General features: G+C 71.6%; 22 protein-coding genes and 1 tRNA gene. 19 read left to right on the top strand and 4 right to left on the bottom strand.

All coding sequences use genetic code 11. The annotated features are described in order from the left end of the window. Window positions 1-4: 4 nt before the first annotated feature. From pcaD to C2L58_RS10965, 15 genes are all read left to right on the top strand, one after another. A complete protein-coding gene (pcaD, locus tag C2L58_RS10900) occupies window positions 5-781 on the top strand; it encodes a 3-oxoadipate enol-lactonase (protein WP_103337515.1) in 777 nt (258 codons plus the stop codon). Continuing rightward, window positions 778-1179 (top strand): 4-carboxymuconolactone decarboxylase, encoded by a 402-nt coding sequence (gene pcaC / locus C2L58_RS10905; protein ID WP_103337438.1) that lies wholly within the window; start codon window positions 778-780, stop codon window positions 1177-1179. Before pcaD ends, pcaC begins: the two co-directional genes overlap by 4 nt. Window positions 1180-1189: 10 nt before the next feature. Then, window positions 1190-2023, top strand: a complete 834-nt coding sequence (locus C2L58_RS10910) for an IclR family transcriptional regulator domain-containing protein (protein ID WP_103337439.1) — start codon at window positions 1190-1192, stop codon at window positions 2021-2023. Then, complete coding sequence (locus C2L58_RS10915) at window positions 2016-2606, top strand: nucleotidyltransferase family protein (protein WP_103337440.1); 591 nt, start codon at window positions 2016-2018, stop codon at window positions 2604-2606. Before C2L58_RS10910 ends, C2L58_RS10915 begins: the two co-directional genes overlap by 8 nt. Before the next feature lie 18 nt (window positions 2607-2624). Continuing rightward, the gene (locus C2L58_RS10920) at window positions 2625-3494 is read left to right on the top strand and encodes an AAA family ATPase (protein WP_103337441.1); all 870 of its coding nucleotides are present in this window, start codon (window positions 2625-2627) and stop codon (window positions 3492-3494) included. Window positions 3495-3543: 49 nt separating this feature from the next. Next, window positions 3544-5304 carry a hypothetical protein gene (locus tag C2L58_RS10925; protein ID WP_103337516.1) on the top strand — a complete coding sequence of 587 codons (1761 nt, stop codon included), beginning with the start codon at window positions 3544-3546 and terminating at the stop codon, window positions 5302-5304. A gap of 313 nt (window positions 5305-5617) precedes the next feature. Then, window positions 5618-5752: transfer RNA gene (locus C2L58_RS49185), tRNA-OTHER, on the top strand. Window positions 5753-5785: 33 nt separating this feature from the next. Next, window positions 5786-6895, top strand: coding sequence for a vWA domain-containing protein (locus C2L58_RS10930; protein ID WP_103337442.1), 1110 nt, complete (start codon window positions 5786-5788; stop codon window positions 6893-6895). After that, window positions 6888-8000, top strand: a complete 1113-nt coding sequence (locus C2L58_RS10935) for an XdhC family protein (protein WP_103337443.1) — start codon at window positions 6888-6890, stop codon at window positions 7998-8000. Before C2L58_RS10930 ends, C2L58_RS10935 begins: the two co-directional genes overlap by 8 nt. 205 nt (window positions 8001-8205) lie before the next feature. Further along, complete coding sequence (locus C2L58_RS10940; protein WP_103337444.1) at window positions 8206-8730, top strand: (2Fe-2S)-binding protein; 525 nt, start codon at window positions 8206-8208, stop codon at window positions 8728-8730. Next, on the top strand, window positions 8730-11171 hold the full coding sequence (locus tag C2L58_RS10945) for a xanthine dehydrogenase family protein molybdopterin-binding subunit (protein ID WP_103337445.1): 2442 nt from the start codon (window positions 8730-8732) through the stop codon (window positions 11169-11171). The genes C2L58_RS10940 and C2L58_RS10945 overlap by 1 nt, the downstream gene beginning before the upstream one ends. Continuing rightward, window positions 11168-12022: an FAD binding domain-containing protein gene (locus C2L58_RS10950; RefSeq protein WP_103337446.1), complete on the top strand. Its 855-nt coding sequence runs from the start codon at window positions 11168-11170 to the stop codon at window positions 12020-12022. The genes C2L58_RS10945 and C2L58_RS10950 overlap by 4 nt, the downstream gene beginning before the upstream one ends. A gap of 101 nt (window positions 12023-12123) precedes the next feature. Further along, window positions 12124-13044, top strand: coding sequence for an SRPBCC family protein (locus C2L58_RS10955; protein WP_103337447.1), 921 nt, complete (start codon window positions 12124-12126; stop codon window positions 13042-13044). 511 nt (window positions 13045-13555) lie between these two features. Next, complete coding sequence (locus tag C2L58_RS10960) at window positions 13556-14779, top strand: GGDEF domain-containing protein (RefSeq protein WP_103337448.1); 1224 nt, start codon at window positions 13556-13558, stop codon at window positions 14777-14779. Window positions 14780-15295: 516 nt separating this feature from the next. Further along, window positions 15296-16357, top strand: a complete 1062-nt coding sequence (locus C2L58_RS10965) for an NAD(P)-binding domain-containing protein (RefSeq protein ID WP_103337449.1) — start codon at window positions 15296-15298, stop codon at window positions 16355-16357. 148 nt (window positions 16358-16505) lie between these two features. Here C2L58_RS10965 and C2L58_RS10970 read toward each other — a convergent pair whose 3' ends face one another. Continuing rightward, the gene (locus C2L58_RS10970; RefSeq protein WP_103337450.1) at window positions 16506-17555 is read right to left on the bottom strand and encodes an aldo/keto reductase; all 1050 of its coding nucleotides are present in this window, start codon (window positions 17553-17555) and stop codon (window positions 16506-16508) included. Window positions 17556-17655: 100 nt separating this feature from the next. Between C2L58_RS10970 and C2L58_RS10975 the strand changes: the two genes are divergently transcribed. The 4 genes from C2L58_RS10975 (at window position 17656) to C2L58_RS10990 (ending at window position 22266) form a co-directional block, all read left to right on the top strand. After that, entirely contained in the window at window positions 17656-18231 is a 576-nt protein-coding gene (locus tag C2L58_RS10975) for a TetR/AcrR family transcriptional regulator (RefSeq protein WP_103337451.1), read from the top strand. A 287-nt stretch (window positions 18232-18518) separates the two neighbouring features. After that, window positions 18519-20075 (top strand): discoidin domain-containing protein, encoded by a 1557-nt coding sequence (locus tag C2L58_RS10980; RefSeq protein WP_103337452.1) that lies wholly within the window; start codon window positions 18519-18521, stop codon window positions 20073-20075. Window positions 20076-20083: 8 nt separating this feature from the next. Next, on the top strand, window positions 20084-21316 hold the full coding sequence (locus C2L58_RS10985) for an MFS transporter (RefSeq protein WP_103337453.1): 1233 nt from the start codon (window positions 20084-20086) through the stop codon (window positions 21314-21316). After that, window positions 21313-22266, top strand: a complete 954-nt coding sequence (locus C2L58_RS10990; RefSeq protein ID WP_103337454.1) for a PD40 domain-containing protein — start codon at window positions 21313-21315, stop codon at window positions 22264-22266. Before C2L58_RS10985 ends, C2L58_RS10990 begins: the two co-directional genes overlap by 4 nt. Here C2L58_RS10990 and iolD read toward each other — a convergent pair. From iolD to iolC, 3 genes are read right to left on the bottom strand one after another with little or no spacing between them, the layout of a single operon-like run. Continuing rightward, window positions 22251-24086: a 3D-(3,5/4)-trihydroxycyclohexane-1,2-dione acylhydrolase (decyclizing) gene (iolD, locus tag C2L58_RS10995; protein WP_103337455.1), complete on the bottom strand. Its 1836-nt coding sequence runs from the start codon at window positions 24084-24086 to the stop codon at window positions 22251-22253. The two genes, C2L58_RS10990 and iolD, sit on opposite strands and share 16 nt — an antisense overlap. Further along, a complete protein-coding gene (gene iolB / locus C2L58_RS11000) occupies window positions 24083-24973 on the bottom strand; it encodes a 5-deoxy-glucuronate isomerase (protein ID WP_103337456.1) in 891 nt (296 codons plus the stop codon). Before iolB ends, iolD begins: the two co-directional genes overlap by 4 nt. Further along, window positions 24970-25899 carry a 5-dehydro-2-deoxygluconokinase gene (gene iolC / locus C2L58_RS11005; RefSeq protein WP_103337457.1) on the bottom strand — a complete coding sequence of 310 codons (930 nt, stop codon included), beginning with the start codon at window positions 25897-25899 and terminating at the stop codon, window positions 24970-24972. The genes iolB and iolC overlap by 4 nt, the downstream gene beginning before the upstream one ends. Window positions 25900-25920: the final 21 nt, after the last annotated feature.

Consider the following 25920-nt stretch of genomic DNA (forward strand, 5'->3'; position numbering starts at 1 on the left):
GGCCGTGAGCGCCGTGAAGCTGCATCGGGTCGTGGAAGGCCCCGGGGACGGGCCGGTGGTCGTGTTCGGCGGGTCGCTCGGCAGCGACGTGCGGATGTGGGAGCCCCAGGTCGCGCCGCTGGTGGAGCGCGGGTTCCGGGTGGTCCGCTACGACGCGAGAGGGCACGGCGGGTCGCCGGTGCCGCCGGGTCCCTACGAGATCGAAGACCTGGGCGCCGACGTCCTGGCGCTCCTCGACGAGCTCGGCGCCGAGCGGGCGCACCACGTGGGCCTGTCGCTCGGCGGCATGACGGGGATGTGGCTCGGCGTCCACGCGCCGGACCGGGTCGCGAGCCTGGTGCTGTGCTGCACGTCGGCGAAGCTCGGGCCGCCGTCGATGTGGGCGGAGCGGGCCCGCACGGTCCGCGCCGAGGGCACCGCGGCGGTGGCCGAGGCGGGCGTGCGCCGCTGGCTGACCCCGGGGTACGTCGAGCGCCACCCGGACCGCGCGGAGTTCCTCCGCGCGATGATCGCGGCGGTCCCGGCCGAGGGCTACGCGGCCTGCTGCGGCGCCATCGAGCGGATGGACCAGCTCGGCTCCCTGCCGAAGATCTCCGTGCCGACGTTGGTGATCGCGGGTGCGGAGGACCCGGCCACGTCCCCGGACGAGCACGCGCGGCCGATCGCCGAGGGCATCCCGGGCGCGCGGCTGGAGGTCGTGGCGAGCGCCGCGCACCTGGGAAACTACGAGCAGCCGGCGGAGTTCACCCGGCTCATCCTGGACCACTTGGAGCGAGCGTGACGGACCGCCACGAGCAGGGCATGAAGGTGCGCCGCGAGGTGCTCGGCGACGAGCACGTCGACCGCGCGGTCGCGGGCACCACGGACTTCAGCCGCCCGTTCCAGGACTACATCACCGAGGGTGCGTGGGGGTCGGTGTGGGCCCGCGACGGCCTGGACCGCCGCACGCGCAGCTGCGTGACGCTGGCGGCGCTGACGGCGCTGCAGGCGCACAACGAGCTGGCGATGCACGTCCGGGCGGCGGTCCGCAACGGCCTGACGGCGGCGGAGATCGGCGAGGTCCTGCTGCACACGGCGGTCTACGCCGGAGCGCCGGCGGCGAACGCGGCGTTCGCCATCGCCCAGCGCACCCTGGCCGAGCTCGGCGAGCCGAGCGCCCTGCCGAGGGACGCCGGATAGGGTGCCGGGCATGGACGTGACGAGGCCGCCGTTCAACGTCCGGCTGGACAGCGAACCGGCGCACCGCGGTGCCCACCACGTGCAGTCGCTGGAGCGCGGGCTGGCCGTGATCAAGGCGTTCCACGCGGGCGCGTCCGAGCTGACGTTGAGCGACGTGGCCCGCTCGACGGGCCTCACCCGCGCGGCGGCGAGGAGGTTCCTCCTGACCCTGGCCGACCTGGGCTACGTCCGCACCGACGGCAAGTACTTCTCGCTGACGGCCCGGGTGCTGGAGCTGGGCTACGCGTACTTGTCGAGCATGACGCTGCCGGAGGTGGCCCAGCCCCACCTGGAGCACCTGTCCGCGGGCGTCCACGAGTCGAGCTCGGTCTCGGTGCTCGAAGGCACCGACATCGTGTACGTGGCGCGGGTGGCGGTCTCCCGGATCATGACGGTGAGCATCAACGTGGGCACCCGCTTCCCGGCGTACGCGACCTCGATGGGCCACGTCCTGCTGGCGGGGCTCAGCGAGGCGGAGCTGGCGGAGTACTTCCTGGTGGCCAGCCTGGACAGGCTGACGGACCACACGGTGACGGCCCCCGCCCACCTGCGTGCGGAGCTGGCCAAGGTGGCCGGCCAGGGCTGGGCGATGGTGGACCAGGAGCTGGAGGAAGGCCTCCGGTCGGTGGCCGCCCCGATCCGCGGCCGCACGGGCCGGGTGGTGGCCGCGGTCAACCTGTCCACCCACGCGAGCCGCACCACGGCGGAGTCGGTGCAGAGGGACTTGGTCCCGCCCCTGCTGGAGACGGCCCGGGCCATCGAAGCGGACCTGGCGGTCGGCGCCCCGGACCACGCCCGTGGCTGAGCCGGTTGCCGGGCTGCTGCTCGCCGCCGGTGCCGGTCGTCGCTTCGGTGGTCCGAAAGCTCTCGTCCAGCTGGACGGCGAACCCCTCGTCCTCCGTGCCCTTCGCACGCTGACCGCCGCCGGGTGTGCGCCGGTGCGGGTCGTCGTCGGGGCCTCCGCCGAGCAAGTCCGGGCCCTGCTGCCCGATCCCGCCCAAGCCGTCGAAGCCGAGGACTGGGCGACCGGCATGGGCGCTTCCCTGCGCGCGGGCCTGGCCTCCCTCGAACGGACCGAAGGCACCGGTCAACCCGCCGCCGCGCTCGTCCACCTCGTCGATCTCCCGTGGGTCGGCCCCGACATCATCGCCCGCGTCACGGCCCACGTCTCCGCCGAAGCCGTCGCCCGGGCGGCCTACGACGGCGTGCCCGGCCACCCCGTGCTGCTCGGCCGCCGCTGGTGGGGGGAGATCGCCGGCGCCGCCCGGGGGGATCGCGGGGCCCGGGACTGGCTCGCCACCCGCGCCGACCTCACCCTGATCGAGTGCGGCGACCTCGGCAGCGGCCGGGACGTCGATCGCCCCGCTGATCTGGCGGGGCCCGCGTGAAGACCTACGATCGACAGCGTGACGGACTCGCCCGAAGAACTCGCCGCCGCCCTCGACGCGACCGGTTACCTCGCCGATGACGGGCTCGCGACCGCCGGCTTCCTAGCCCTGCGGATGGGGCGCCCGCTCTTCTGCGAGGGCGAGCCCGGCACCGGCAAGACGTCACTGGCCCTCGCCCTGGCCACCGCGCTGGAGCGGCCGCTCATCCGCCTCCAGTGCCACGAAGGCATCGACGCCGCCCAAGCCCTCTACGAATGGGACTTCCCGCGCCAGCTCCTGCACCTGCGCGCGCTCGAGGCGGCCGGGGAGGGGCACCTCGACGTCGAGGCCGCGGAGCGCTCGCTCTACACCGAGCGGTTCCTCCTGGCCCGGCCCCTGCTGCAGGCCCTGATCACCACCCCGTGCGTCCTGCTGATCGACGAGATCGACCGCGCCGACGACGAATTCGAAGCCTTTCTCCTGCAACTGCTCGACGAACACGCCGTGACCATTCCCGAATACGGCGAAGTCCGTGCCGAGCAGCCGCCGCTGGTGATCCTCACCTCCAACCGGACCCGCGAGGTGCACGACGCATTGAAACGCCGCTGCCTCTACCACTGGCTGGAACACCCGGACCTGGTGCGGGAGGTCGAAATCCTGCGTCGTAGAATTCCGCGGGTAAGTGAGGCTCTGGCTCGGCAAATCGCTGAAGCGGTGCATCGGCTCCGTGAAATGGATCTCCTGAAACCACCGGGAGTGGCGGAGTCACTCGATTGGGCGCGTGCTTTATTCACTCTTCAGCGTGACGAGTTGGACGCGGCAACGGCGGCGCGAACGCTCGGAGCCGTTTTGAAATACAGCGAAGACCTCGACCGGGTCCGGGCGAAACTCGACGCCTTGTTCGCCTGACCGCCCGGGTCGGGGACCGGGCGTGGCCGAAGCGAGGGAGAACCTGCGGATGAGCGTGGCGGAGACGACGGAGACCAGGCCGCCGTCGGAAACCGAGCCCGAGCGGCCGGGGCCGGCGATCACCGGGCGGAGCCGGCGCGGCAAGCTCGCCGCGGTGGCCGCGGTCCTCGGCGGCACCGCGCTGATCGCCGTGCACGCCTCCTTCTACGGTCACTGGCTGATCGACGACTCGGCCATCACGTTCGCCTACTCGCGCAACGTCGCCGACGGCTTCGGGCCGGTGCTCCGGCCCGGCGCCGCGCCGGTCGAGGGGTACTCCAACCCGACCTGGATGGTCCTGCTCGCCCTCGGCAAGCTCGCCGGCCTGTTCGACCACGGCACGCTCTTCGGCGTCTCCGACCAGATCCTCTTCCCGAAGGCGCTCGCGCTGGCCTGCTGCGCGGGCATCCTCGTGCTGTTCTACGCCGGGGCGAAGGTGCTCAGCCGCCGCCCGGCCCTGATCACCTTCGTCGCCGGGGCCGCGCTCGCCGCGATCCCGTCGTTCGTCATCTGGTGCTTCTCCGGGCTGGAGAACTCCTTCTACGCGCTCACGGTCGCCGCCCTCGCGGTGCTGATCCTGCGCGCGGTCCACGGCGGCCGGCTCCTCGACACCCAGGTCGCCGTCGGCACCGGGCTGATCGCCGTGCTCGCCGCCCTGACCCGGCCCGACGGGATCATCTACGCCGGCGCGTACCCGATCGTCGTCCTGCTGTTCCTCAAGCGGGAACTGCTCGGCCGCAGCGTCCGCGCGGTCGTGCTCTCGGTCGCCGGCTTCGCCGTCCCGTACGGCGCCTACCTGGTCTTCCGCTGGTTCGAGTTCGGCCGCCTGGTCCCGAACACCGCCGTCGCGAAGGGCCAGGAGCCGCCGACGGTCGAGGACCTCGCCCGCCCCGGCGAAATCGTCTCGTACGTGGGCTGGCTGATCGTCGCGGTCGCCGTCGCGTGCCTGGTGCTGCTGATGGTCCGGCCGTCGCGGCTGCGCACCGGGCTGGTCGCCCTGCTGGTGCCGTTCGGGCTCACCGTGGCCGCCTACATCGTGCTCGAGTTCGACTGGATGGGGCAGCTGCGGTTCGCCACGCCGGTCTGGACGCTCGGCGCGTTCGGCGGCGCGATCGTGGTCGTCGAGGCGCTGGCGGCGGCCCGCCTGCGCGGCCGGATCGTGCTCGCCTGCCTGCTGGTGGTGGCGCTGGTCAGCTCGGTGAGCGGGCTCTACGACCAGGGCATCTCCTACCGCGCCAACGTCAAGACGGCGATGTGCATCGTCGCCGAGCGCGACGCCCGGACCATCAACGGCCTCGCGGACATCCTCAAGCTGCCCGACTCCGCCCAGGTCGGCCTGATCGACCTCGGCGGGACGTCGCTGGGCAGCCGCCTCCGGGTGCTCGACCTGGCCGGCCTCGGCGACAAGCAGGTCGCCGACTACCTCCACGAGTCCGATGTGACCGGCGTCCGCAATTACGTGTTCGGCCAGGCCAAGCCCGAGCTGGTCACGTTCATCGGTTCGTGGATCAGCACGCTGGGCTTCGACCAGGACCCGCGGTTCGAGCGCGAATACGCGACGATCTTCGTGAACCCGCCGATCGGCAACCTGACCATCGACTCGCGCAACTGGGTCAGCTACCACGTCCGGCGTGACCTGGTCGACGACGCGAAGCTGGCGGAACTCAAGGCCTACACCCAAAAGACGTTGCCGCCGCTCCTGGAGCTGAACAAGGGAGCGGGGCTGCGCGGCTGCGCGAACATCCAGCCCGGCTTCAAGGCCGCCGCCTGACCGCAGTACCGGGCGCCCGCCTCGATGGTCCACAAAGGACCATCGAGGCGGGCGTTCTTAATTGCGTTGCCGCTCCCGGCGGACTCGGGCATCCTTCTTTTCACCAGCACAGCACGCCCCACCGAGAGGAGGAGATCGTGACCCGACGGCAAGACCGGAACTCCCGCGGCGCGATCTCCCGCGTCGTTCGCTGAAATTCCCGATTCTTTCCGAAGAGCTCTTCGCGCCCACCCGCCGCTACCTTGGGTCGGCCGCGGCGAAGAGCGCGGTCTGCGCGCCTGCCCGGGGAGGGGCGCGTGCGCAGACCGCCCTTGTCCCGGTAGCTCAGCAGGACAGAGCGCGGCATTGCCACGGGGGTCCAGGGGGCTTGCCCCCTGGCCGGGGTCTGGGGCTGGGCCCCAGCCAGACGAGCACGCCGAGGTCCGAGGTTCGAGTCCTCGCCGGGACACCGACAAGGCGCGATCGAGCGCACAATGGACGTGTGACCACTGCCGCCGATCCCGTCGCCGGGTACGCCGGGTTCGCCGCCGCGTTGCGCGAAGCCGGTGTCGCCTGCGACGCGCACCGCGTGCAGGCCTACCTCACCGCCGTCGCCGAGATCGACGTCGCCGAGCCCACCCAGCTCTACTGGGCCGGGCGGCTGACGCTCTGCTCCAGCCCCGACGACCTCCCGTACTACGAAGAAGCCTTCAGCCAGTGGTTTTCCATCGAGACCAACACTCCGAAGCGTGCGGCGTCGGCCGCGCCCAAGAAGGCCAGGATCGCCCCGCTGGCCGCCGAAGGCGCGGACGCCCAGGGCGGCGAAGGCTCTGACCAGCTGAAAGTCGCCGCCAGCGCCCAGGAAGTCCTGCGCCATCGCGACCTCGCCGAGCTGACGACCGCCGAACGCGAACACCTCCGCGAGCTGCTGGCCACCCTGAAGCCGGCGCTCCCGCGGCGCCCGGCCGCCCGGCGGACCCCGGCGCGGCGTGGCCGCCTCGACCCGTCGCGCACGCTGCGCGCCATGCTGGCCAGCGGCGGCGAACCGCTCAAGCTCGTGCACGCCCGGCGCGGCAGCCGGCCGCGGCGGGTGGTGCTGCTCATCGACGTCTCCGGCTCGATGAGCCCGTACGCCGACGCCCTGCTGCGGTTCGCCCACGTCCTGACGCGGGCCGCGCCGCCGTCCGTCGAGGTGTTCACGCTCGGCACGCGGCTGACCCGGGTGTCGCGGCAGCTGCGGCAGCGCGATCCGGAACGCGCGATGCTCGCGGCGGGCTCGGCCGTGCCGGACTTCGCCGGCGGGACCCGGCTCGGCGAGACGCTCCAGGCGTTCCTCGACCGCTGGGGCCGGCGCGGGGTGGCGCGCCGCGCCGTGGTCACGGTGTTCTCCGACGGCTGGGAACGCGGCGACACCGGCCTGCTCGGCGAGCAGCTCGCGCAGCTGCGCCGGCTCGCGCACGCCGTATTCTGGGTGAATCCGCACGCCGGCCGCGCGGGGTACGCTCCGGTCCAGTCGGGCATCGTGGCCGCGCTGCCCCACATCGACCGGCTCCTGGCCGGGCACAGCCTGGCCACCTTGGAACGACTGCTCGGGGAGATTTCCGATGCGTGACGTACTGGACGACGTGTTCCGCCGCTGGTCCGCGGGGGAGACCGTGGGGCTCGGCACCGTGGTCGCCACCTTCTCGTCGGCTCCGCGCGCGCCGGGCGCCGCGATGGTCGTCGCGCCGGACGGCACGGTCGCCGGCAGCGTGTCCGGCGGCTGCGTCGAAGGCGCGGTCTACGAGCTCGCGCAGGAGGTGGTCGCCGAGCGCAAGCCGGTGCTGCAGCGCTACGGCGTCACCGACGACGACGCGTTCGCCGTCGGCCTCACCTGCGGCGGGATCATCGACATCTACGTCGAGCACGTCGACCGCGACTCGATGCCGGAGCTCGGCGACGTCGTCGCGTCGGTGCGCGGCGGCGAGCCGGTCGCGGTCGTCACGATCATCGAGCACGAACGCGAAGGCCTGGTCGGCGAGCACATGATCGTCTGGCCGGACCGCACCGCGGGCTCGCTCGGCTCGTCGCGGATGGACGACGCCGTGGCCGACGACGCGCGCGGCCTGCTGGCCAGCGGCCGCACCGGCACCCTGCACTACGGCCCGGACGGGCAGCGCCGCGGCGAGGGGATGGCAGTGTTCGTCAACTCCTTCGAGCCGCCGCCCCGGCTCCTGGTCTTCGGCGCGATCGACTTCGCCGCCGCGATGGCGCGCATGGGCGCCTACCTCGGCTACCAGGTCACGGTGTGCGACGCGCGGCCGGTGTTCGCCACCACCAGCCGGTTCCCGGACGCGCACGACGTCGTCGTCGACTGGCCACACCGCTACCTCCAGGCCGAGGCGGACGCCGGCCGGATCGACCGGCGCACGGCGGTCGCGGTGCTGACCCACGACCCGAAGTTCGACGTGCCGCTGCTGGAGGTCGCGCTGCGCCTGGACGTCGGGTACGTCGGCGCGATGGGGTCCCGCAAGACCCACGACGACCGCTTCGCGCGGCTGCGGGAAGCGGGGATCACCGAGGCGGAGCTGGAGAGGCTGTCGTCGCCGATCGGTCTCGACCTGGGCGCGCGCACGCCGGAGGAGACGGCCGTGTCGATCGCGGCGGAGATCATCGCGCTGCGGTGGGGCGGCGGCGGCAAACGCCTCGCCGAGCTCTCGGGACGCATTCACGGCTGAGTACCCCGATCGGGTGCATAAAGTTCACCCATCCGGACTTCCGCACATACGGAGCCGTGCCGTCCTTCGGCCTGCATCTGCGGAACAAGTAGTTGAACGTGTGACATCAGGGCTTGTCGACGCGAAGGTCGCGTAGCACGCTCGGGGTTTGTGAGCCCGATCACTCCTCGGGCGGGCCGTTCCCGAACCGGCTTTTGGAGGCCTGATGCGCATCACCGTCACCGTCGACGGGACGAAGTACACCGACGAAGTCGAACCCCGCACCCTCCTCGTGCACCACCTGCGAGAGCGGCTCGGCAAGGTCGGCACCGTCGTCGGCTGCGACACCAGCAACTGCGGCGCCTGCACCGTCCACCTCGACGGGCACAGCGTGAAGTCCTGCTCCGTGCTGGCCGTCCAGGCCGACGGCTGCGAGGTCACCACCGTCGAAGGGCTCGCCCGCGACGGCCGGCTGCACCCGGTGCAGCAGGCTTTTCACGACAACCACGCCCTGCAGTGCGGGTTCTGCACGCCGGGGATGATCATGCAGTCGATCGACCTGCTGGCCGACAACCCCGACCCGGACGAGCAAGCCGTCCGCGAGGGCCTCGAGGGCAACCTCTGCCGCTGCACCGGCTACCAGAACATCGTCCGCGCGGTCCGTGACGCCGCGCAGCACATGAGCCCCGGCGCCGGGCCCGAAGCCGAGCGGATCGCCGAGAACAAGCACGTCGGCGTGGGTGGTGACTGATGACCGCCACGATCGAACCGGAGGTCGGGAAGTCCCGCCGCCGCAAGGAGGACGAGCGGCTGATCACCGGCCGCACCCGCTGGACCGACAACATCACGCTGCCCGGCCTGCTGCACATGGCGGTCCTGCGCAGCCCGTTCGCGCACGCCAAGATTGTCTCGATCGACACGTCGGCGGCGAAGAGCGCCCCGGGCGTCATCGCCGTCTACACCGCGAAGGACCTCGACCCGGACGGCTCCGTCGGCATGCCGTGCGCGTGGCCGATCACGCCGGACATGAAGGCGCCGCGCCGTCCGGTGCTCGCCTCCGACACGGTCAACTTCGCCGGTGAGGGCGTCGCGGTCGTCGTCGCCCGGTCGTCCGCCGAAGCGCACGACGCGCTCGAGGAGATCGACGTCGAATACGACGAGCTGCCGGTCGTCCTCGACATGGAAGCCGCGATCGCCGACGGTGCCCCGCTGGTCCACGAGGACCTCGGCACCAACACGAGCGCGGTCTGGAAGTTCGACTCCGCCGAGGCCGGCACCGGCGGCAACGTCGAGGACGCGATCAGCTCGTCGGAGGTCGTGCTCAAGCGCCGCTTCCGCCAGCAGCGCCTGGTCCCGGCGTTCATGGAGCCACGCGCCTGCGTCGTCGACCCGACCAGCACGCAGATCACCATGTGGTCGGCCACGCAGGTGCCGCACATCCTGCGCGTGATGTCGGCGCTGACGCTCGGCATCCCCGAGCACAAGCTGCGCGTGATCGCGCCGGACGTCGGCGGCGGCTTCGGCGGCAAGATCGGCGTCCTGCCGGAAGAGATGATGTCGCTGCTCGTCGCGCAGAAGCTCGGCAAGCCGGTCAAGTGGAACGAGACGCGGTCGGAGACGATGCTCGCCGCGCACCACGGCCGCGACCAGATCCAGGACATCACCATTTCGGCGACCCGCGACGGTCAGGTCACCGGCCTCAAGGTCGAGCTGCTCGCCAACCTCGGCGCGTACAACGGCCTGGTCGGGCCGGGCGTGCCGATCCTCGGCGCGTTCATGTTCAACGCGATCTACAAGATCCCGGCGTACCACTTCGCGTGCACCAACGTGTACACGACGACGACGCTGACCGACGCCTACCGCGGCGCCGGCCGCCCGGAGGCGACGTTCGCGATCGAGCGGATCATGGACGAGCTCGCCGTCGAGCTCGGCATGGACCCGCTGGAACTGCGCGAGAAGAACTGGATCAAGCACGAGGAGTTCCCGTTCACGACCGTGTGCGGGCTGACCTACGACTCCGGCAACTACGAGGCCGCGACCGAGAAGGCGAAGCAGCTCTTCGACTACGACGGCCTGCGCGCGGAGCAGGAGCGACGCCGGGCGGCGAAGGACAAGGTGCAGCTCGGCATCGGCATCTCGACGTTCACCGAGATGTGCGGGCTCGCGCCGTCCCGGGTGCTCGGTTCGCTGGACTACGGCGCCGGCGGCTGGGAGTACGCGTCCATCCGGATGCTGCCGACCGGCAAGGTCGAGGTCACGACGGGCGCGTCCGCGCACGGCCAGGGCCACGAGACGGCGTGGAGCCAGATCGTCGCCGACCAGCTGGGTGTCGCGTTCGAGGACGTCGAAATCCTGCACGGCGACACGCAGTCGTCGCACAAGGGCATGGACACCTACGGCTCGCGGTCGCTGGTCGTCGGCGGGATCGCCGTCATCAAGGCCGCGGAGAAGGTGATCGCCAAGGCCAAGCCGATCGCGGCGCACCTGCTCGAATGCGCCGAGGACGACCTCGAGTTCGCCGGCGGCAAGTTCACCGTCAGGGGCACCGACACGGCCACGACCATGGGTGATGTCGCGCTCGCGGTGTTCGCGGCGCACAACCTGCCCGACGGGGTCGAGCCGTCGCTCGACTCGGACGCGACGTTCGACCCGGAGAACTTCTCGTTCCCGCACGGCACGCACCTGTGCGCCGCCGAAGTGGACACCGAGACGGGCCGGATCAAGCTGCGCTCGTACGTCTGCGTCGACGACGTCGGCGTCGCGGTGAACCCGCTGATCGTCGAGGGCCAGGTGCACGGCGGGCTCGCGCAGGGCATCGCGCAGGCGCTGTTCGAGGGCACCGAGCACGACGAAAGCGGCACCCTCACCACCGGCACGTTCGCCGACTACCTGCTGCCGTCGGCGGCGGACCTGCCGTCGTTCACCACCGACCGCACGGAAACCCCGTCGACGACGAACCCGCTCGGCGCCAAGGGCGTCGGCGAGGCGGGCACCATCGCGTCCACCCCGGCGGTGGTCAACGCGGTGATCGACGCCGTCCGGCCCTTCGGCGTCGACGACATCGAGATGCCGTTGACCCCGATGCGGGTCTGGCACGCCATCCAGCACGGCACCACCGACGCGGGCGGCCCCGGCCGCGGCGAAGCGGGTGGCGGCCTCGGTTCGATCGACGCCACCGGAGGTGCGCAGTGATCCCGGCTCCCTTCGACTACGTCCGCCCGTCCACAGTGGACGAAGCGGTGCAGGCCCTGGCGTCGGCGGGCGAGGACGCCAAGGTGCTGGCCGGCGGGCAGAGCCTGCTGCCGGTGCTGCGGATGCGGCTCGCCGCGCCGACCACGCTGATCGACCTCGGGCGCGTCGCCGAGCTGCGCGGCGTCCGCGAGGACGGCTCCGACCTGGTGATCGGCGCGATGACCACGCACTACGACGTCCAGCGGGACGCGTTGGTGGCTTCGCACGCGGCGTTGCTCAAAGAGGCGACGGACACGGTGGCCGACCCGCAGATCCGCCACCGCGGCACCCTCGGCGGCGCGATCGCCCACGCCGACCCGGCCGGCGACCTGCTGGCGCCGGTGCTCGCCCTGGACGCTTCGCTGGTGGTGGCCGGGCCGTCGGGGCGCCGGACGGTCCCGGCCGCGGACTTCTTCCGCGACCTGTTCACCACCGCGCTGGCCCCGGACGAGCTGCTGGTCGAGATCCGCGTCCCCCAGCACACGGGGTGGCGGGCGCACTACGAGAAGTTCAACCGCGTCGCCCAGGCGTGGTCGATGGTCGCGGTCGCGGTCACCGTCCGCACCGAGGCCGGCGTCATCGAGGAGGCGCGTGTCGCGCTGACGAACATGGGTTCGACCCCGGTCCGCGCCTCGGGAGTCGAGGCGGCCCTGGTCGGCGTCCAGGCCTCGGCGGATTCGATCGCCGCGGCGGCATCGCACGCGGCGGAGGGCACGAATCCGCCGGTCGACAGCAACGCCGACGTCGAATACCGCCGTCACCTCGCGCAGGTGCTGACGGGCCGCGCGATCGCGGCGGCGGCCGGAGCCTGACGCGCGCCCCGGGGGCCGCCGCTCGCCCGGCGAGCCGCGGCCCCCGGGGCGGCTAGGGTGGGGTGCGAACACCCCAGGTTCGGCAGAAAGGAGGTCGGCCCGTGCGGCTCGACCACGAATTCACCGTCCCGGCTCCGATCGGCGAGGTCTGGCAGGCGGTCGTCGACCCCGAGCGCGTCGCCCCGTGCATGCCGGGCGCGACGCTGACCAAGGTCGAGGGCGACAAGTTCAGCGGAACGGTGAAGGTCAAGCTGGGACCGATTTCTCTGCTGTACAAGGGGAACGGTGAGTTCCTCGAGAAGGACGAAGCCGCCCGCAAGGTGACGATCAAGGCCTCGGGCAAGGATTCCCGCGGAGCGGGCACGGCGGCGGCAACGGTGACGCTGACGTTGACGGAGACGGACGGCGGAACCCACGGAACGGTGGCCACCGACCTGGCGATCACGGGCAAGCCCGCCCAGTTCGGCCGCGGGTTGATCAGCGAGGTCGGCGGCAAGATCCTCGACACGTTCGCGGGCTGCCTGTCGGGCAAGCTGGGTCCGGCGAAGGAAGCAGCGGCCGAGAAGCCCGCAGCTGCCCCGGCGGCGGCGGCCCCGGCGGCGGCTGGTTCTGCGGCGGCTGGTTCTGCGGCGGCCGGGGATGCACCGGCGCAGAGTGCCCAGGCCGGAAAAGCCCCAGCACAGGGGACCGCTCCGACCGCGGCGGCAGCCGCCCAGCCGGTGGCCGAACGGGCCGTGAAGCCGGTACCGGAGCAGGACACCCCGGCGGCCAAGTCCGAGCCGGTGGCCAAGCCGCAGCCGGCGGTCAAGCCGGCACCGACCACCCCGGAGATCAACACGGAGCCGAAGCCCAAGCCGGCGGACCGCCCGGCGCTGCACAGCGTCCCGGCACCCCCGGAGACCGAGGCGATCGACCTGCTCGACTACGCGGGCGCTTCGGTGCTCAAGCGAGTGGCCCCGGTGCTGGCCGCCGTCGCCGCGGTGGTGGGTTTGGTGGCGATCGTCCGCGCGCTTCGCAAGTGAGCCGGCCCGCGTTGGCGGGTGTGTGCGGGGTGCTCGGCCGCTGAGTTGTGCCGGTCTGCTTCGCGCACTCCGCAGGTGAGTTGGCCTGGCTTGGTGGGTGCGGGGTGCCGAGCCACCGAGCTGTGCCGGTTTGCTCCGCGCGCGGTCGTTGGGCTGGGCGTGGGGCGCAATTTGCCGAGGTGCCGGTGCCGCGGCGGTCCGTCTGGTGGCGCACTGGGCGAATGAGCTGGCTGGGGCGGGTGCCCCCGATGGTGATCTGTTGCCGAGGCGCTGACCTGCGTTGATCTACTTTGGGCGGGCCTTAGCGCCAGTGCGTTGCCGGCAATTCCCCCGGACTGGCGACGCGCGTCGCCGGAACGGCTACGCTGGGCTACCTGGTCGGCCGAACTTCGCGCAAGGGGTACGTCACGATGCCGGTTCGTCGCGTCTGTGGCCTCGGCTCTTGAGAGCCCAGGCCGCCGGGCGCCGGGAAGCGCTTTCCACCTGGCCGGGCTGGCCCGCGCGATGGGCGATGTGGGGTGGTGCCAAGACCCGCTGGATCGCCTACGCCCTCGGCTGTGAGCTGCTCGCCGTCGGTGCGACCGGGACGGCGCTGGCCACCGGGTTCGGCGGCGCCGTACGGCCGGGGTGGTTTGCCGTGCTCGTCGCCCTCGGCGTTGCTCAGGCCGAGATGTCACGCCGCATCGAGCGGTTGCGCCGGTGGATGAGCGGGCAAATGCACATCAACGTCACCTCCGTCTGGTACCTCGCCGGTGTCGTCCTGCTGCCGCCGGCGTGGGTGGCGCTGCTGGCCGTCGTGCTCTACACGCACCTGTGGGTGCGAGTGTGGCGACAGGTCCGTACGCGGCCCGCGCACCGCTTCGTGGCGAGCACGGCTTGGGCGATGCTTTCCTGTTTCGCTGCGTCCTCCGTTCTCGCCGTGTCGGGATTGCACGGGACGCCGTTGCAGACGCCGCGCGGGTTGTTCGCGCTCTGCTTGGCGGCCGCGGTGTTCGAGCTGGTGAACGTCGGCCTGGTGGCGGCCGGCATCTACCTGTACACCAGCCAGCGCTCGGCGGCCGACCTGATCGGCACGTGGGAGGACAACGCCTTCGAGCTGGCGACCCTCTGCCTCGGCGGGCTCGCCGCGCTCGCGCTGGTCGAGCAGCCGGTGCTGGTGGTGTTCGTCGTGGCGCCGTTGCTGCTGCTGCACCGGTATCTGCTGTTGAAGCAACAGCTGCAGGTCGCGGCCGTCACGGACGAGAAGACCGGGCTGCTCAACACCGCGGGCTGGCACGAATCCGCGACGCGCGAGCACGCCCGTGTGCAACGCCGCGGCGCCGTCGGGGGCTTCGCGGTGCTGATGATCGACCTCGACCACTTCAAGCGCATCAACGACACCTACGGCCACCTGACCGGCGACGACGTGCTGGCGGCGGTCGCGGTGGCGATCTCCGGTTCGGTGCGCCAGGGCGACACGGTGGGCCGGTTCGGTGGTGAGGAGTTCGTGGTGCTGCTGCCGGGCATCGGCCGCGCGGACGTGCTGGCGATCGCCGAGCGGGTGCGGGTGGCGGTGGGTGAGCTGAACGTGGTGATCTCGACGGGCAGCGGGACGGTCCGGGTGAGTGGCCTTTCGGTGTCGATCGGGGTCGCGCGGCACCCGGACGCCGGACCGACTCTCGATGACGTGCTCCGCACTGCTGATGCGGCGCTGTATCGGGCCAAAGAGGCCGGTCGGAACCGGGTTGCGGTCTGACGCGTGCCCGGCCCGGGAAGCGCCGGAGGGCGGCTTCCGCTGGTGGGTTGGAGGTCGTGGTGCTTTGCGGGGCGGAGGGCTGGCGCCGCTCGGGTTAGTGCGGCTCAGTTGAGGCGTGGCTCGGGTGGGCTCGGCCGGAGGGCGGCTTCCGCTGGTGGGGTTGGTGGGCGTCGTGCTGCGGCAGGGTGGAGGGCTGGCGCCACCCGGGGTTAGTGCGGCTCGGCTGAAGAGTGGCTCGGGTGGGCTCGGCTGAGGAGCGGCTCGTGGCGGGAGTGGCGAGAAACCCGTCCTAGCTGTGCCGCTGCTGTGATTCAGTTGGTGGGGTTGGCGGTCGTGGTGCTTGCGGGCCAGAGGCCCGGTGTCACCCGGGGGTGAGTGCGGCTCGGTTGAGGCGTGGCTCGGGTGGGCTCGGCCGAGGAGCGGCTCGTGACGGTGGGGAAGAGGAACCCTCCCAGCTGTGCCGCCGCTGTGATTCAGCACGCGAAATACCTCTTCGCGCGCGGTGTTGCACCTCATATGAGCGGCGCGGATCACGAGACGGACGTGGTGGTCATCGGGGCCGGGCAAGCCGGGTTGTCCGCCGCCTATCACCTGCGGCGGGCCGGGTTCGCCAACCGGAGCGGGTTTGTGGTGCTCGATCACGGGAAGCGCGCCGGGGGTGCGTGGCAGTACCGTTGGCCTTCTCTCGTCCTCGGGAAGGTGCACGGCATCCACGACCTTCCCGGCATGGCCTTCGGCACTCCGGACGTGACGCGGCCCGCCTCCGAGGTCGTCTCCGAATACTTCGCGCGCTTCGAAAGCGTTTACGATCTCCCCGTTCTCCGGCCTGTCGACGTCCAGTCCGTGATGCGGGCAGGGGAGCGGCTGGTCGTCTCGAGCCCCGCCGAGTCCTGGGCCGCGCGAGCCGTCATCAGTGCCACCGGGACCTGGGACCGTCCCTTCTGGCCGCGCTATCCCGGCCAGGAAACCTTCGCCGGGCGGCAGCTGCACACCGCCGACTACACCGGACCCGAAGACTTCCGGGGCCGGCGGGTGGTCGTGGTCGGTGGGGGGTCGTCCGCCGTCCAGCTGCTCATGGAGTTCGCGCCGCTCGCCCGCGCCACGGCGTGGGTCACCCGCCGGCCGCCCGTGTGGCGGGACGAGCCCTTCAGCGAGGACTGGGGACGCAACGCCGTCGCCAAGGTCGACGAGCGGGTGCGCGCGGGCCTGCCGCCCGAAAGCGTCGTCAGCGTGACCGACCTGGCCGTGACGCCGGAGGTGCGGGCCGCCCGCGCCGCCGGAATCCTCGACCGGCGGCCGATGTTCGAGCGCATCACGCCCGGGGGTGTCGCCTGGGTGGACGGCTCGCACTTCGACGCCGACGTGATCCTCTGGGCCACCGGCTTCCGCGCGGCGATCGACCACCTCGCGCCACTGCACGTCCGCGAACCCGGCGGCGGCATCCGGATGGACGGCACGCGGGTGGTGCCGGAACCCCGCCTGCACCTGGTGGGGTACGGGCCGTCGGCGAGCACAGTCGGGGCCAACCGGGCCGGCCGGGCCGCCGTGACGGAGATCCGGAAACTGCTGGAGCGGTGAGGGTCTTCGCCGGGAGCGGGAGGCGAAGGTGCGGGTTGCAGGAGCCATAAACCCAAGCTACCGAACATCCGTTCGAATGCCATCGCTGAATCGGGTGATCTTCCGGAAGGGAACATTTCCGTTGTGGGACAACGGAACGATGCCGGTGTCACGCCAGCGCCATCCCCGGAACCCGAGCCCGGATCGCCGCCATGGTCGCCTCGTCCGAAACGCCCTGCCAGTCGTACCGCGGCGTGTACGGCGCCGTAAGAGCGCGCACGTCCTCGTCGGTCAATTCGACGTCCAGCGAGGCGATCGCGTCGTCGATCTGCTGAATCGAACCGGCGCCGACCAGCGGAGCCGTGACGACCGGCTGCCGGTGCAGCCAAGCGAGGGCGATGGCCGCGCGGCTCACGCCGTGGGCCGCCGCCACCTTCCCGACCGCCTCGACGATCGCGCGGTTCGACGCCTCTTCCGCGGGCGAGTACAGCAGGTCCGCGTACGCCCCGTCGGTGCCGGACCGCGCCGTCGACTTCGCGTCGTCCCAGGTGCGGGCCAGCCGCCCGCGGGCCAGCGGGCTCCAGGCGATCGTGCCGACGCCCTCGTCCAGGCACAGCGGGAGCATCTCGCGTTCTTCCTCGCGGGCCAGCAGGTTGTAGTGGTCCTGCATGGACACGAACCGCGCCCAGCCGTGCTGCTTCTGCAGGTGCAGGGCCTTGGCGAACTCCCAGGCGAACATCGAAGACGCACCGAGGTACCGCACCTTGCCGGCCCGCACCAGGTCGCTGAGGGCTTCGAGGGTCTCCTCCAGCGGTGTCGCGTGGTCGTTGCGGTGGATCTGGTAGAGGTCGACGTAGTCGGTGCCGAGCCGCCGGAGGCTGTGGTCGATCTCGGTCATGATCGCCTTGCGGGACAACCCTTTCCCGTTCGGCCCGGGGCGCATGGGGTGGCGCAGCTTGGTGGCGATCACGACGTCGTCGCGGTCGGCGAAGTCCTTGAGCGCGCGGCCGAGGATCTCCTCGCTGGACCCGTTCGAGTACATGTTCGCGGTGTCGAAGAAGTTGATGCCCGCCTCGAGCGCGTGCCTGATCAACGGCCGGGCCTGTTCCTCGCCGAGGGACCAGACGGGGTGGCCGCGGTCGGGTTCGCCGTAGCTCATCGCGCCGATCGCGACGGGCGAGACGTCCAGGCCGGTGGCGCCGAGCTTCACGTAACGCATGGGGGTTCTCCTGACGGGTAACTCGCGGAGGATTCTCCGGATCTGACGACGAAACTAGCGGAGGATTCTCCGCATGTCAAAGATGAGGCATGATCGGGGCATGACCGACGGCACGTACGGCACCCAGCGCAAGGCCGCCGCGCGCAACCGGATCGCGATCATCGAGGCCGCTCACGAGCTGTTCGCGCAGAACCCGCTGGTCCCGCTGAGCGAGGTCGCGAAGCGCGCCGGCGTCGGCGCCGGCACCCTCTACCGCCACTTCCCGACCCGCGAAGACCTCATCCTCGGCGCCTACCAGCACGACATCGAACGCCTGACGACCACCGCCGACGAGGTGCTGGCCCGGCATTCGTCCGCGAAGGCCGCCTTCGTCGAGTGGTTCGAGACGCTGTCGGCCTACATCCGGATCAAGCACGGGCTCGGGGACGCGCTGCACGGCGCGGCCGCTCAGGAGCTGGTCAGCGCTTCGTGGGCGCCGACCACCGCGGCGGTCAAGAAGCTCGTCGACGCCTGTGTGGCCGAGGGCACCATCGCGCCCGGGCATGACCCCGCCGACATCATCATGCTCATGAGCTTCCTGTGGCGGGTCGCGGACAACGAAGACGGCGCGGCCCAGGGGCGACGGTTGATCGCGGCCGTCTTCGAAGGCCTGCAGGCGCCGCCCTGGTCCGGCTGAGCCGGGGAGCCCGTCCCGGGACACGGAGCAGTGGACCGCTCACCGGCACACGCCGTGAGCTGCGGAAATCGTGAAAAACTCACCCTCTTGACCGATTCAAGGACAAGACAAGCCTTGTCAGCCGGAACGCCGCCTCGTTACAGTCCGAGGCGTCCGCTTAGTTAGGAAACTTTCCTAACAGTTTCGCTTCCGTTAACCCGACGCCGCAGCCCGCCCGCCACCGCCAGGCCCGTAAGGAGCGCGACGTGCCGTCCACCCGACTACGTCCCTTTGCCCGACTCACCCCGGTGCTCGCCGCCGTGGTGCTGTTGCCGTCCGCGATCGCCGCGGCCGCCACCACCCAGGCCGCCGATGTCCTGCTGTCGCAGGGAAAGCCCGTGGTCACCTCGACGACCGAAAGCTCGTCGTACACCGGTGCCAAGGCCGTCGACGGCAGCACCACCACCCGCTGGGCCAGCGCCGAAGGCGCCGACCCGCAGTGGCTGCGGATCGACCTCGGCCAGTCCGCGAGCATCCACCGCGTCGTCCTCAACTGGGAAGCCGCCTACGCGAAGAAGTACCGGATCGAGGTCTCCGACGACGGCACGTCGTTCACCACGGCCGCCACCGTCGACACCGGTGACGGCAAGATCGACGACCTCGGCGGCCTGACCGCCCGCGGCCGCTTCGTGCGCTTCGTCGGCCTCACCCGTGCCACGAGCTACGGCTACTCCTTCTGGGAGATGCAGGTCTTCGGCACCACGGACTCCTCCGGCGACACGCAGGCCCCGACCACTCCGGCCGGCCTCGCCGCGGGCACGGCGACCGCCACGAGCGTCCCCCTGACCTGGGGTGCCGCCACCGACAACGTCGGCGTCACCGGCTACGACGTCCTCCGCAACGGCACGGCGGTCGCCACCAGCGCGACGACGTCCTACACCGACACCGGGCTCAGCCCGGCCACGAGCTACACCTACGCCGTCCGCGCCCGTGACGCGGCCGGGAACGCTTCAGCCGCGAGCACGCCGATCACGGTCAAGACCGCGGCCGGCAGCGCCGGATTCGTCCTCGCCGCGGCCGGCGACATCGCCGAAAAGTGCACCTCGAGCAGCTCCGGCTGCGTCCACCCCAAGACCGCGAAACTCGTCGAGAACATGGGTCCCGCGGCCGTGATCACCATGGGCGACAACCAGTACGACGAGCCCACCCTGTCGGACTTCAAGAACCACTACGACAAGAGCTGGGGCAAGTTCAAGAACATCACCCACCCGAGCCCGGGCAACCACGAGTCCTACAGCGGGTTCACGGGCTACGACCAGTACTTCGGTGCCATCGCCAAGCCGCAGGGCCAGCGCTACTACAGCTGGGAAATGGGCAACTGGCACTTCATCGCCCTCGACTCCAACGACTTCACCACGCACGACGACTTCGCCGAGCCGCCCCAGATCACCTGGCTGAAGCAGGACCTGGCGAGCAACACGAAGGGCTGCGTCGCCGCGTACTACCACCACCCGCGGTGGAGCTCCGGTGACCACGGGGACAACATCGACAGCATCGCGCTGTGGAACCTGATGGTGGCCGACAAGGTCGACCTGGTCCTCAACGGACACGACCACGACTACGAGCGGTTCGTGCCGCAGAACGCCGACGGCAAGGCCGACGCGAACGGCCCGGTCGAGATCGTCGGCGGCAGTGGCGGCGCCAACCTCTACGACCTGAGCCCGGCGCACCCGACGACCGCCAAGCTGCTGAAGACCTTCGGCGTCCTGAAGCTGTCGATGACGGACACCTCGTTCCAGACGCAGCTCATCGGCGTCGACGGGAAGGTCCTCGACAGCAGCCCGACCTACCCCTGCCACCAGTAGGCGCGGACATGTACATCGCGGCAAGCCGTACCTCGGACCTGGCGTCGGAGACCGACCGCAAACCGGCGCTCAAGCGGGTGTCCGCCAACGTGGTGGCGCTGGGGATGGTCAGCCTGGTCACCGACGTCTCGTCGGAGATGGTCACCGCCGTCCTCCCGCTCTACCTGGTGCTCGGCCTCGGCCTGAACCCGCTGCAGTTCGGGCTGCTCGACGGGCTCTACGCGGGCGCCACCGCGGTCGTGCGGGTGCTCGGCGGGCACCTCGCCGACCGGTGGCGGCGGCTGAAGGCCGTCGCCGGGTTCGGGTACGGCTTGTCCGCGGTGTGCAAGCTCGGCCTGGTCGCGGCCGGTTCATCGGTCGCGGCCATCGGCCTGGTCCTCGCCGCCGACCGCACCGGCAAGGGACTGCGCACCGGCCCGCGTGACGCGCTGATCTCGCTCAGCAGCGAGCCGGCGGCCCTCGGCCGGTCGTTCGGGGTGCACCGGGCGATGGACACCGCCGGCGCGTTCCTCGGCCCGCTGGTGGCGATGGCGGTGCTCGCCGTGAGCCTCGGCAGCTACCCGAGCGTGTTCGTCACCAGCTTCTGCATCGCGGCCATCGCCGTGCTGCTGCTGGCCCTGTTCGTCCGCGACCGGCCCGGTGGCGTCGACCGCGCGGCGGTGTCCGCCCGCGCCGCGCTCGGCCTCCTCAAGCAGCAGGACTTCCGGCGCGTGACGCTCTGGGCGGCGCTGCTGGGCCTGGTGACGGTCGGCGACTCGTTCGTCTACCTCGTCCTGCAGCGGCGCTGGGAGATCGCGGCGACGTACTTCCCGCTGCTGCCGCTGGGCACCGCCGGGGTCTACCTGCTGCTGGCCGTGCCGCTCGGCAAGCTCGCCGACCGCGTCGGCCGCTGGCCGGTGTTCCTCGGCGGGCACGCGGCCCTGTGCCTGGCTCTGGTCCTGCTCTGCGGCCCGCGGGCGGGGCTGTGGCTCGCCGTGGTCGCGCTCGGCCTGCACGGGGTGTTCTACGCGGCCACCGACGGCGTCCTGATGGCCGCGGCCGGTCCGCTCATCCCGGCCGGCCTGCGCGCCACCGGGCTGGCCGTGGTGCAGACGGGCCAGGCCGTGGCCCGGATGCTCTCCTCCGTCCTCTTCGGACTGGCGTGGACGCTGTGGGACCTGCGCCCCGCGGTGCTCGTCGCCGCGGTCTGCCTGGCCGCCGTCGCCATCGCCGCCGCCTTTGCGAAACCGGTGCGCCCGTGAAGAAACTCGTTCTCGCCCTGGCCGGCACGGCCCTCCTGATCGCTGCGGCCGTCACGTACACGGTCAGCGCGCGGCAGGACACCGCCTCCGCCGAACCCGCCGCCGCGGTGACCCTGGCCCCCGGGCAGCTGCTGTTCCGCGACACCGCCACCGGCCGCGTCGGCGCCGTCCCGCTCGGCGAGACCGCGGCGAAACCGCAGCTCAGCGGCCTGAAGTGCGACCGGTTCGCGGTGGCGAAGCAGACCGCGGTGTGCCTGGCCGTCCGGCCCGGCACGCTCCCGGCGATCACGGACGTCCTCGTCCTCGACGACCGCCTCGCCGTCCGCCACACCGAAACCGTGCCCGGGACGCCGAGCCGCGCGCAAGTCTCCCCGGACGGCAAGCGCGTCGACTGGACCCTGTTCGTCACCGGCGATTCCTACGCGCAGACCGGCTTCTCGACCCGCGCCGGGCTCTACGAGGTCGACACCGGCCGGCTGGTCAAGACGATCGAGGAGCTGCCGGTCTTCAAGGGCGACGACCGCTACTTCGCCGCTGACGTCAACTACTGGGGCATCACCTTCGCCGCCGACGGCAACCGCTTCTACGCCACCCTCGGCAGCAAGGGCAAGACGTACCTCGTCGAAGCCGACTACCGGCGTTACCGCGGGAAGACCCTGCGCGAGAACGTCGAATGCCCCTCGCTGTCCCCGGACGGCAAGCGGATCGCGTTCAAGAAGAAGGTCGGCGACGGCGTCTGGCGGCTGTCCGTCCTGGACCTCGCGAGCATGCGGGAGACCGAGCTCGCCGAGGCCGGCAGCGTCGACGACCAGGCCCTCTGGCAGGACGACCGCACGATCCTCTACGGGCTGGACAACGCCGTCTGGGCGGTCCCGGCGGACGGCTCCGGCGCGCCGCGGCGCCTCCTGGGCGGGGCCGCGTCGCCGGCCGTCACTCAGGACCCGAGGTAGCGCACCTGCCCGCCCTTCCCGCGCTCGTACTCGTCGCGCCCGGCCAGGTGCTCGGGCACGCCGACCTCCCACCAGGCCCCGGCTTCGGTCCAGGCCGACGGCTGCGTCTTCACCACGACCACCGCCGGGCGCCGCTCCGAGACGGCTGCTTCGCGGGCCGAGGCGTACGCCGCACGAAGGGAGTCCACAGTGGACGCCGTGAACACCACGCACCCCAGCGACTCCGCATGGCGCGCGAAGTCGACTCGCGGCGGCGAAGCGTGCGAAGTCGTGCAGTCGGCGTAGAAGTTGTTGAACGGCTTCCCGCCCTGACCCTCCTGCAGCCGCGCGATCACCGCGTACCCGTCGTTGTCGCAGACGACGGCGACGAACGGGTGACCGGCGAACGCGGCCGAGAACAGCTCCGAGTTCAGCATCAGGTACGAGCCGTCACCCAGCAGGGTCGTCACCAGGCCCGGATGGGCGATCGCGGCGCCCCACGCGCCGGACAGCTCGTAGCCCATGCAGGAGAACCCGTACTCGACGTCCATGGAGACCGAGCCGGACCCGCGCCAGCCGCCGATGAGCTCGCCCGGCAGCCCGCCCGACGCCGTCATGACGTAGTCCTGGGCCGCCGCAAGGTCGTTGACCACGCCGACGACCTGCGCGTACGACGGCAGCTCGGCCGGAGAAGACCGCAGCGAGTCGATGTGCGCGTCCCACGAACCCCGCTCGGCCGCCGCGCGGGAGGTCCATTCCGGATCCACGCGCCAGCTCTCCAGCTGGACGGCGAGATCCGCCAGCCCCGCGTCGGCGTCCCCGACGACCGACAGCGCGCCGTGCTTGACCGCGTCGAACCGGGCCGCGTTGAGCGACACCAGCCGGACGTCGGGGGAGAAGACCGTCCAGGACGCCGTGGTGAAGTCCTGCAGCCGCGTCCCCACCGCCAGCACGACGTCGGCCGAAGCCGCGAGGACGTTCGCCGACGTCGAGCCGGTGATGCCCAGCGGGCCCGCGTGCAGCGGATGCCCGTGCGGCACCAGCGTCCGGCCCGCGGTGGTCTCCACGAGCGGGATCCCGTGCCGCTCGGCGAAGTCGAGCGCGCGCTGCCCGGCCCCGGAGTACCGGACGCCCCCGCCGAGCACCATCAGCGGGCGGCGGGCGGCACGCAGGACCCCGGCGGCCTCGGTCACCGAACGCCTGTCCGGGCGCGGGCGGAGCGGCCGGTGCGTCACCGGCTCGAACAGCGCGTCCGGGAAGTCGTACGTCTCGGCTTGGACGTCCTGCGGCAGCGCCAGGGTCACCGGCCCGGCGTCGGCCGGGTCCGTGAGCACCCGCGCGACCTGCGGCAACGTCGAGATCAGCTGCTCGGGCCTGCTGATCCGGTCGAAGTAGCGCGAGACCGCGCGGAAGGCGTCGTTCACCGTCGCGGTCGCGTCGCCGAACGGCTCGATCTGCTGCAGCACCGGGTCCGGGGCCCGGTTGGTGAACGTGTCGCCCGGCAGGAGCAGCACCGGCAGCCGGTTCGCGTGGGCGACGCCGGCCGCGGTCACCATGTTCAGCGCGCCCGGCCCGATCGACGACGTCACGACGCCGACCTGCCGCCGGTGCGTGGCCTTCGCGTACCCGACCGCGGCGAGCGCCATGCCCTGCTCGGTGTGCCCGCGCCAGACCGGGATGTCCCCGCGGTGTTCCTCCAGCGCGGTGCCGAGGCCCAGGACGTTGCCGTGCCCGAAGATCGCGAACACTCCCGGGAACAGCGGGACTTCCGCGCCGTCGAGGGTTTCCGAACGCTGGGCGAGGATCCACCGGACCAGCGCTTGAGCCGTCGTCAGCTTCACTGGACACGCCCTTCGTGACTCGTGACGGGGCACCGCGGATCGAGGTCCTGCGCCGCCCACGTGTCGCGGACCCAGCCGTGCGCGGGGTCGTCGCAGAACGCCATGGACCGCTCTTCGGCCGGGCCGGCGAGGACGTTCAGGTAGTACATCGGGTAACCCGGCGCGGCCACGCACGGGCCATGGAAGCCGCGCGGGATGAGGAAGACGTCGTGGTCGCGCACGGCGACGTCCTCGTCGAGCTCGCCGTCGGCGGTGTACGTCCGGTGCAGCCCGAAGCCCTCGCGGGATGGCGTGACGCCGTCGCGGCCGGCGATCCGGAAGTAGTAGATCTCCTCGTTGACGACCTCGCACTCGGTCGCTTCGTCGTGCTTGTGCGGCGGGTACGACGACCAGTTGCCGTCCGGCGTGATCAGCTCGCACGCGTTGAGCTTGTCGGCGTGGTCCCACACCCCGGGCACCCCGAAGTTGGTCACCTGCCGCGTCGCCTGCCCGGCGCCGCGGACCTCCACCGGCACGTCTTCGGCCGGTCCGTATTTCGGGGTGAGACGGCGGGTGCAGCGCGCCATCGGCAGCGCGACCTCGAGGCCGTCCGTTGTCGACAACTCGACTTCGGCGTCCCGGGGGATGTAGGCGAAGTCCGTCACCCGCGTGAAGACCGAGTCGCGGCCGCGGAGTTCGAAGACCTGCCCGTCGACGCGGACGGTCGCGGATCCGGAAAGGGGCAGGACGAAGGCCTCGAACTCGCCGGTGTGCAGGATGCGCACTTCGCCGGGGGCCAGCGAGAGCACCCGCAGCCCGGAGTACCGCCACCCCGCGGTGTCCGGGGTCAGCCGGACCGGGTCGGCGTCGTCGGACAGTGTCCCGAGTGGACGGTGCAGCTTGCTCACAGCAGCTCCTCGATTTCGGTCGCGGTCGGCATGGCGTCGGCGCAGGCCAGCCGGGACGCCACCAGCGCGCCCGCCGCGTTCGCGTACTCGGCGATCCGCACCGGGTCCCAGCCCGACAGGAGCCCGTGGATGAGCGCCCCGCCGAAGCCGTCGCCCGCACCCAGCCCGCAGACGACCTCGACACGCTGCGGCGACACCGTCCAGCGGCCGTCCGGAGTCGCCACCAGGACTCCTTCGGCGCCCTTCTTGATCACCGCAAGCCGAACACCCCGTGAAAGCATCCGGTCCGCGGCCGTGTCCGGGTCCGCGGTGCCGACGGCGACCTCCACCTCGGCGCGGTTGCCGACCGCGACCGTGACGTGGTCGAGCATCCAGCCGATCTCCTCGCGGGCCTGCTCCACCGATGGCCAGAACATCGGCCGGTAGTCCAGGTCCAGGACGGTGTGCTCTCGGCGGCCCCGGGCTTCGAGGATCTTCCGCTGGGTCGCCCGGGCCGGTTCCACGGACACACCGGTGCCGGTGACCCACAGCAGCGGGACCGACTCGACAACGTCCCACGGCACGTCGTCGTCGGTGAGCGTCAGGTCGGGCGCGATGGGGGAGCGGTAGAACAGCAGCGGCGGGTCCGCGGGCGGATTCAGTTCGCAGAACACCACCGGCGTCTGGAGACCTTCGGAAGTGCCCACGAAGTCCGGCGAGACGCCGAAGCCGTCGAGGGCCTGCCGCACGTAGTCACCGAAGCCGTCCGGACCGACCTTGGTGAGCACGGCCGTGCGCCGGCCGAGCCGCGCGGCGGCGACCGCGACGTTGGTCGCCGTCCCGCCGAGCGACTTGGCGAACGTGCTGACGCCGGCCAGCGGGACGCCGCTCTGCTCGGGGTAGAGGTCGACCCCCACCCGGCCGATCGTCAGCGCTTCGATAGCCATGCCGCCTCCGCGGGAAAGAGT

This window comes from Amycolatopsis sp. CA-126428 (genome assembly GCF_002904335.1).
Classification (GTDB): Bacteria; Actinomycetota; Actinomycetes; order Mycobacteriales; family Pseudonocardiaceae; genus Amycolatopsis.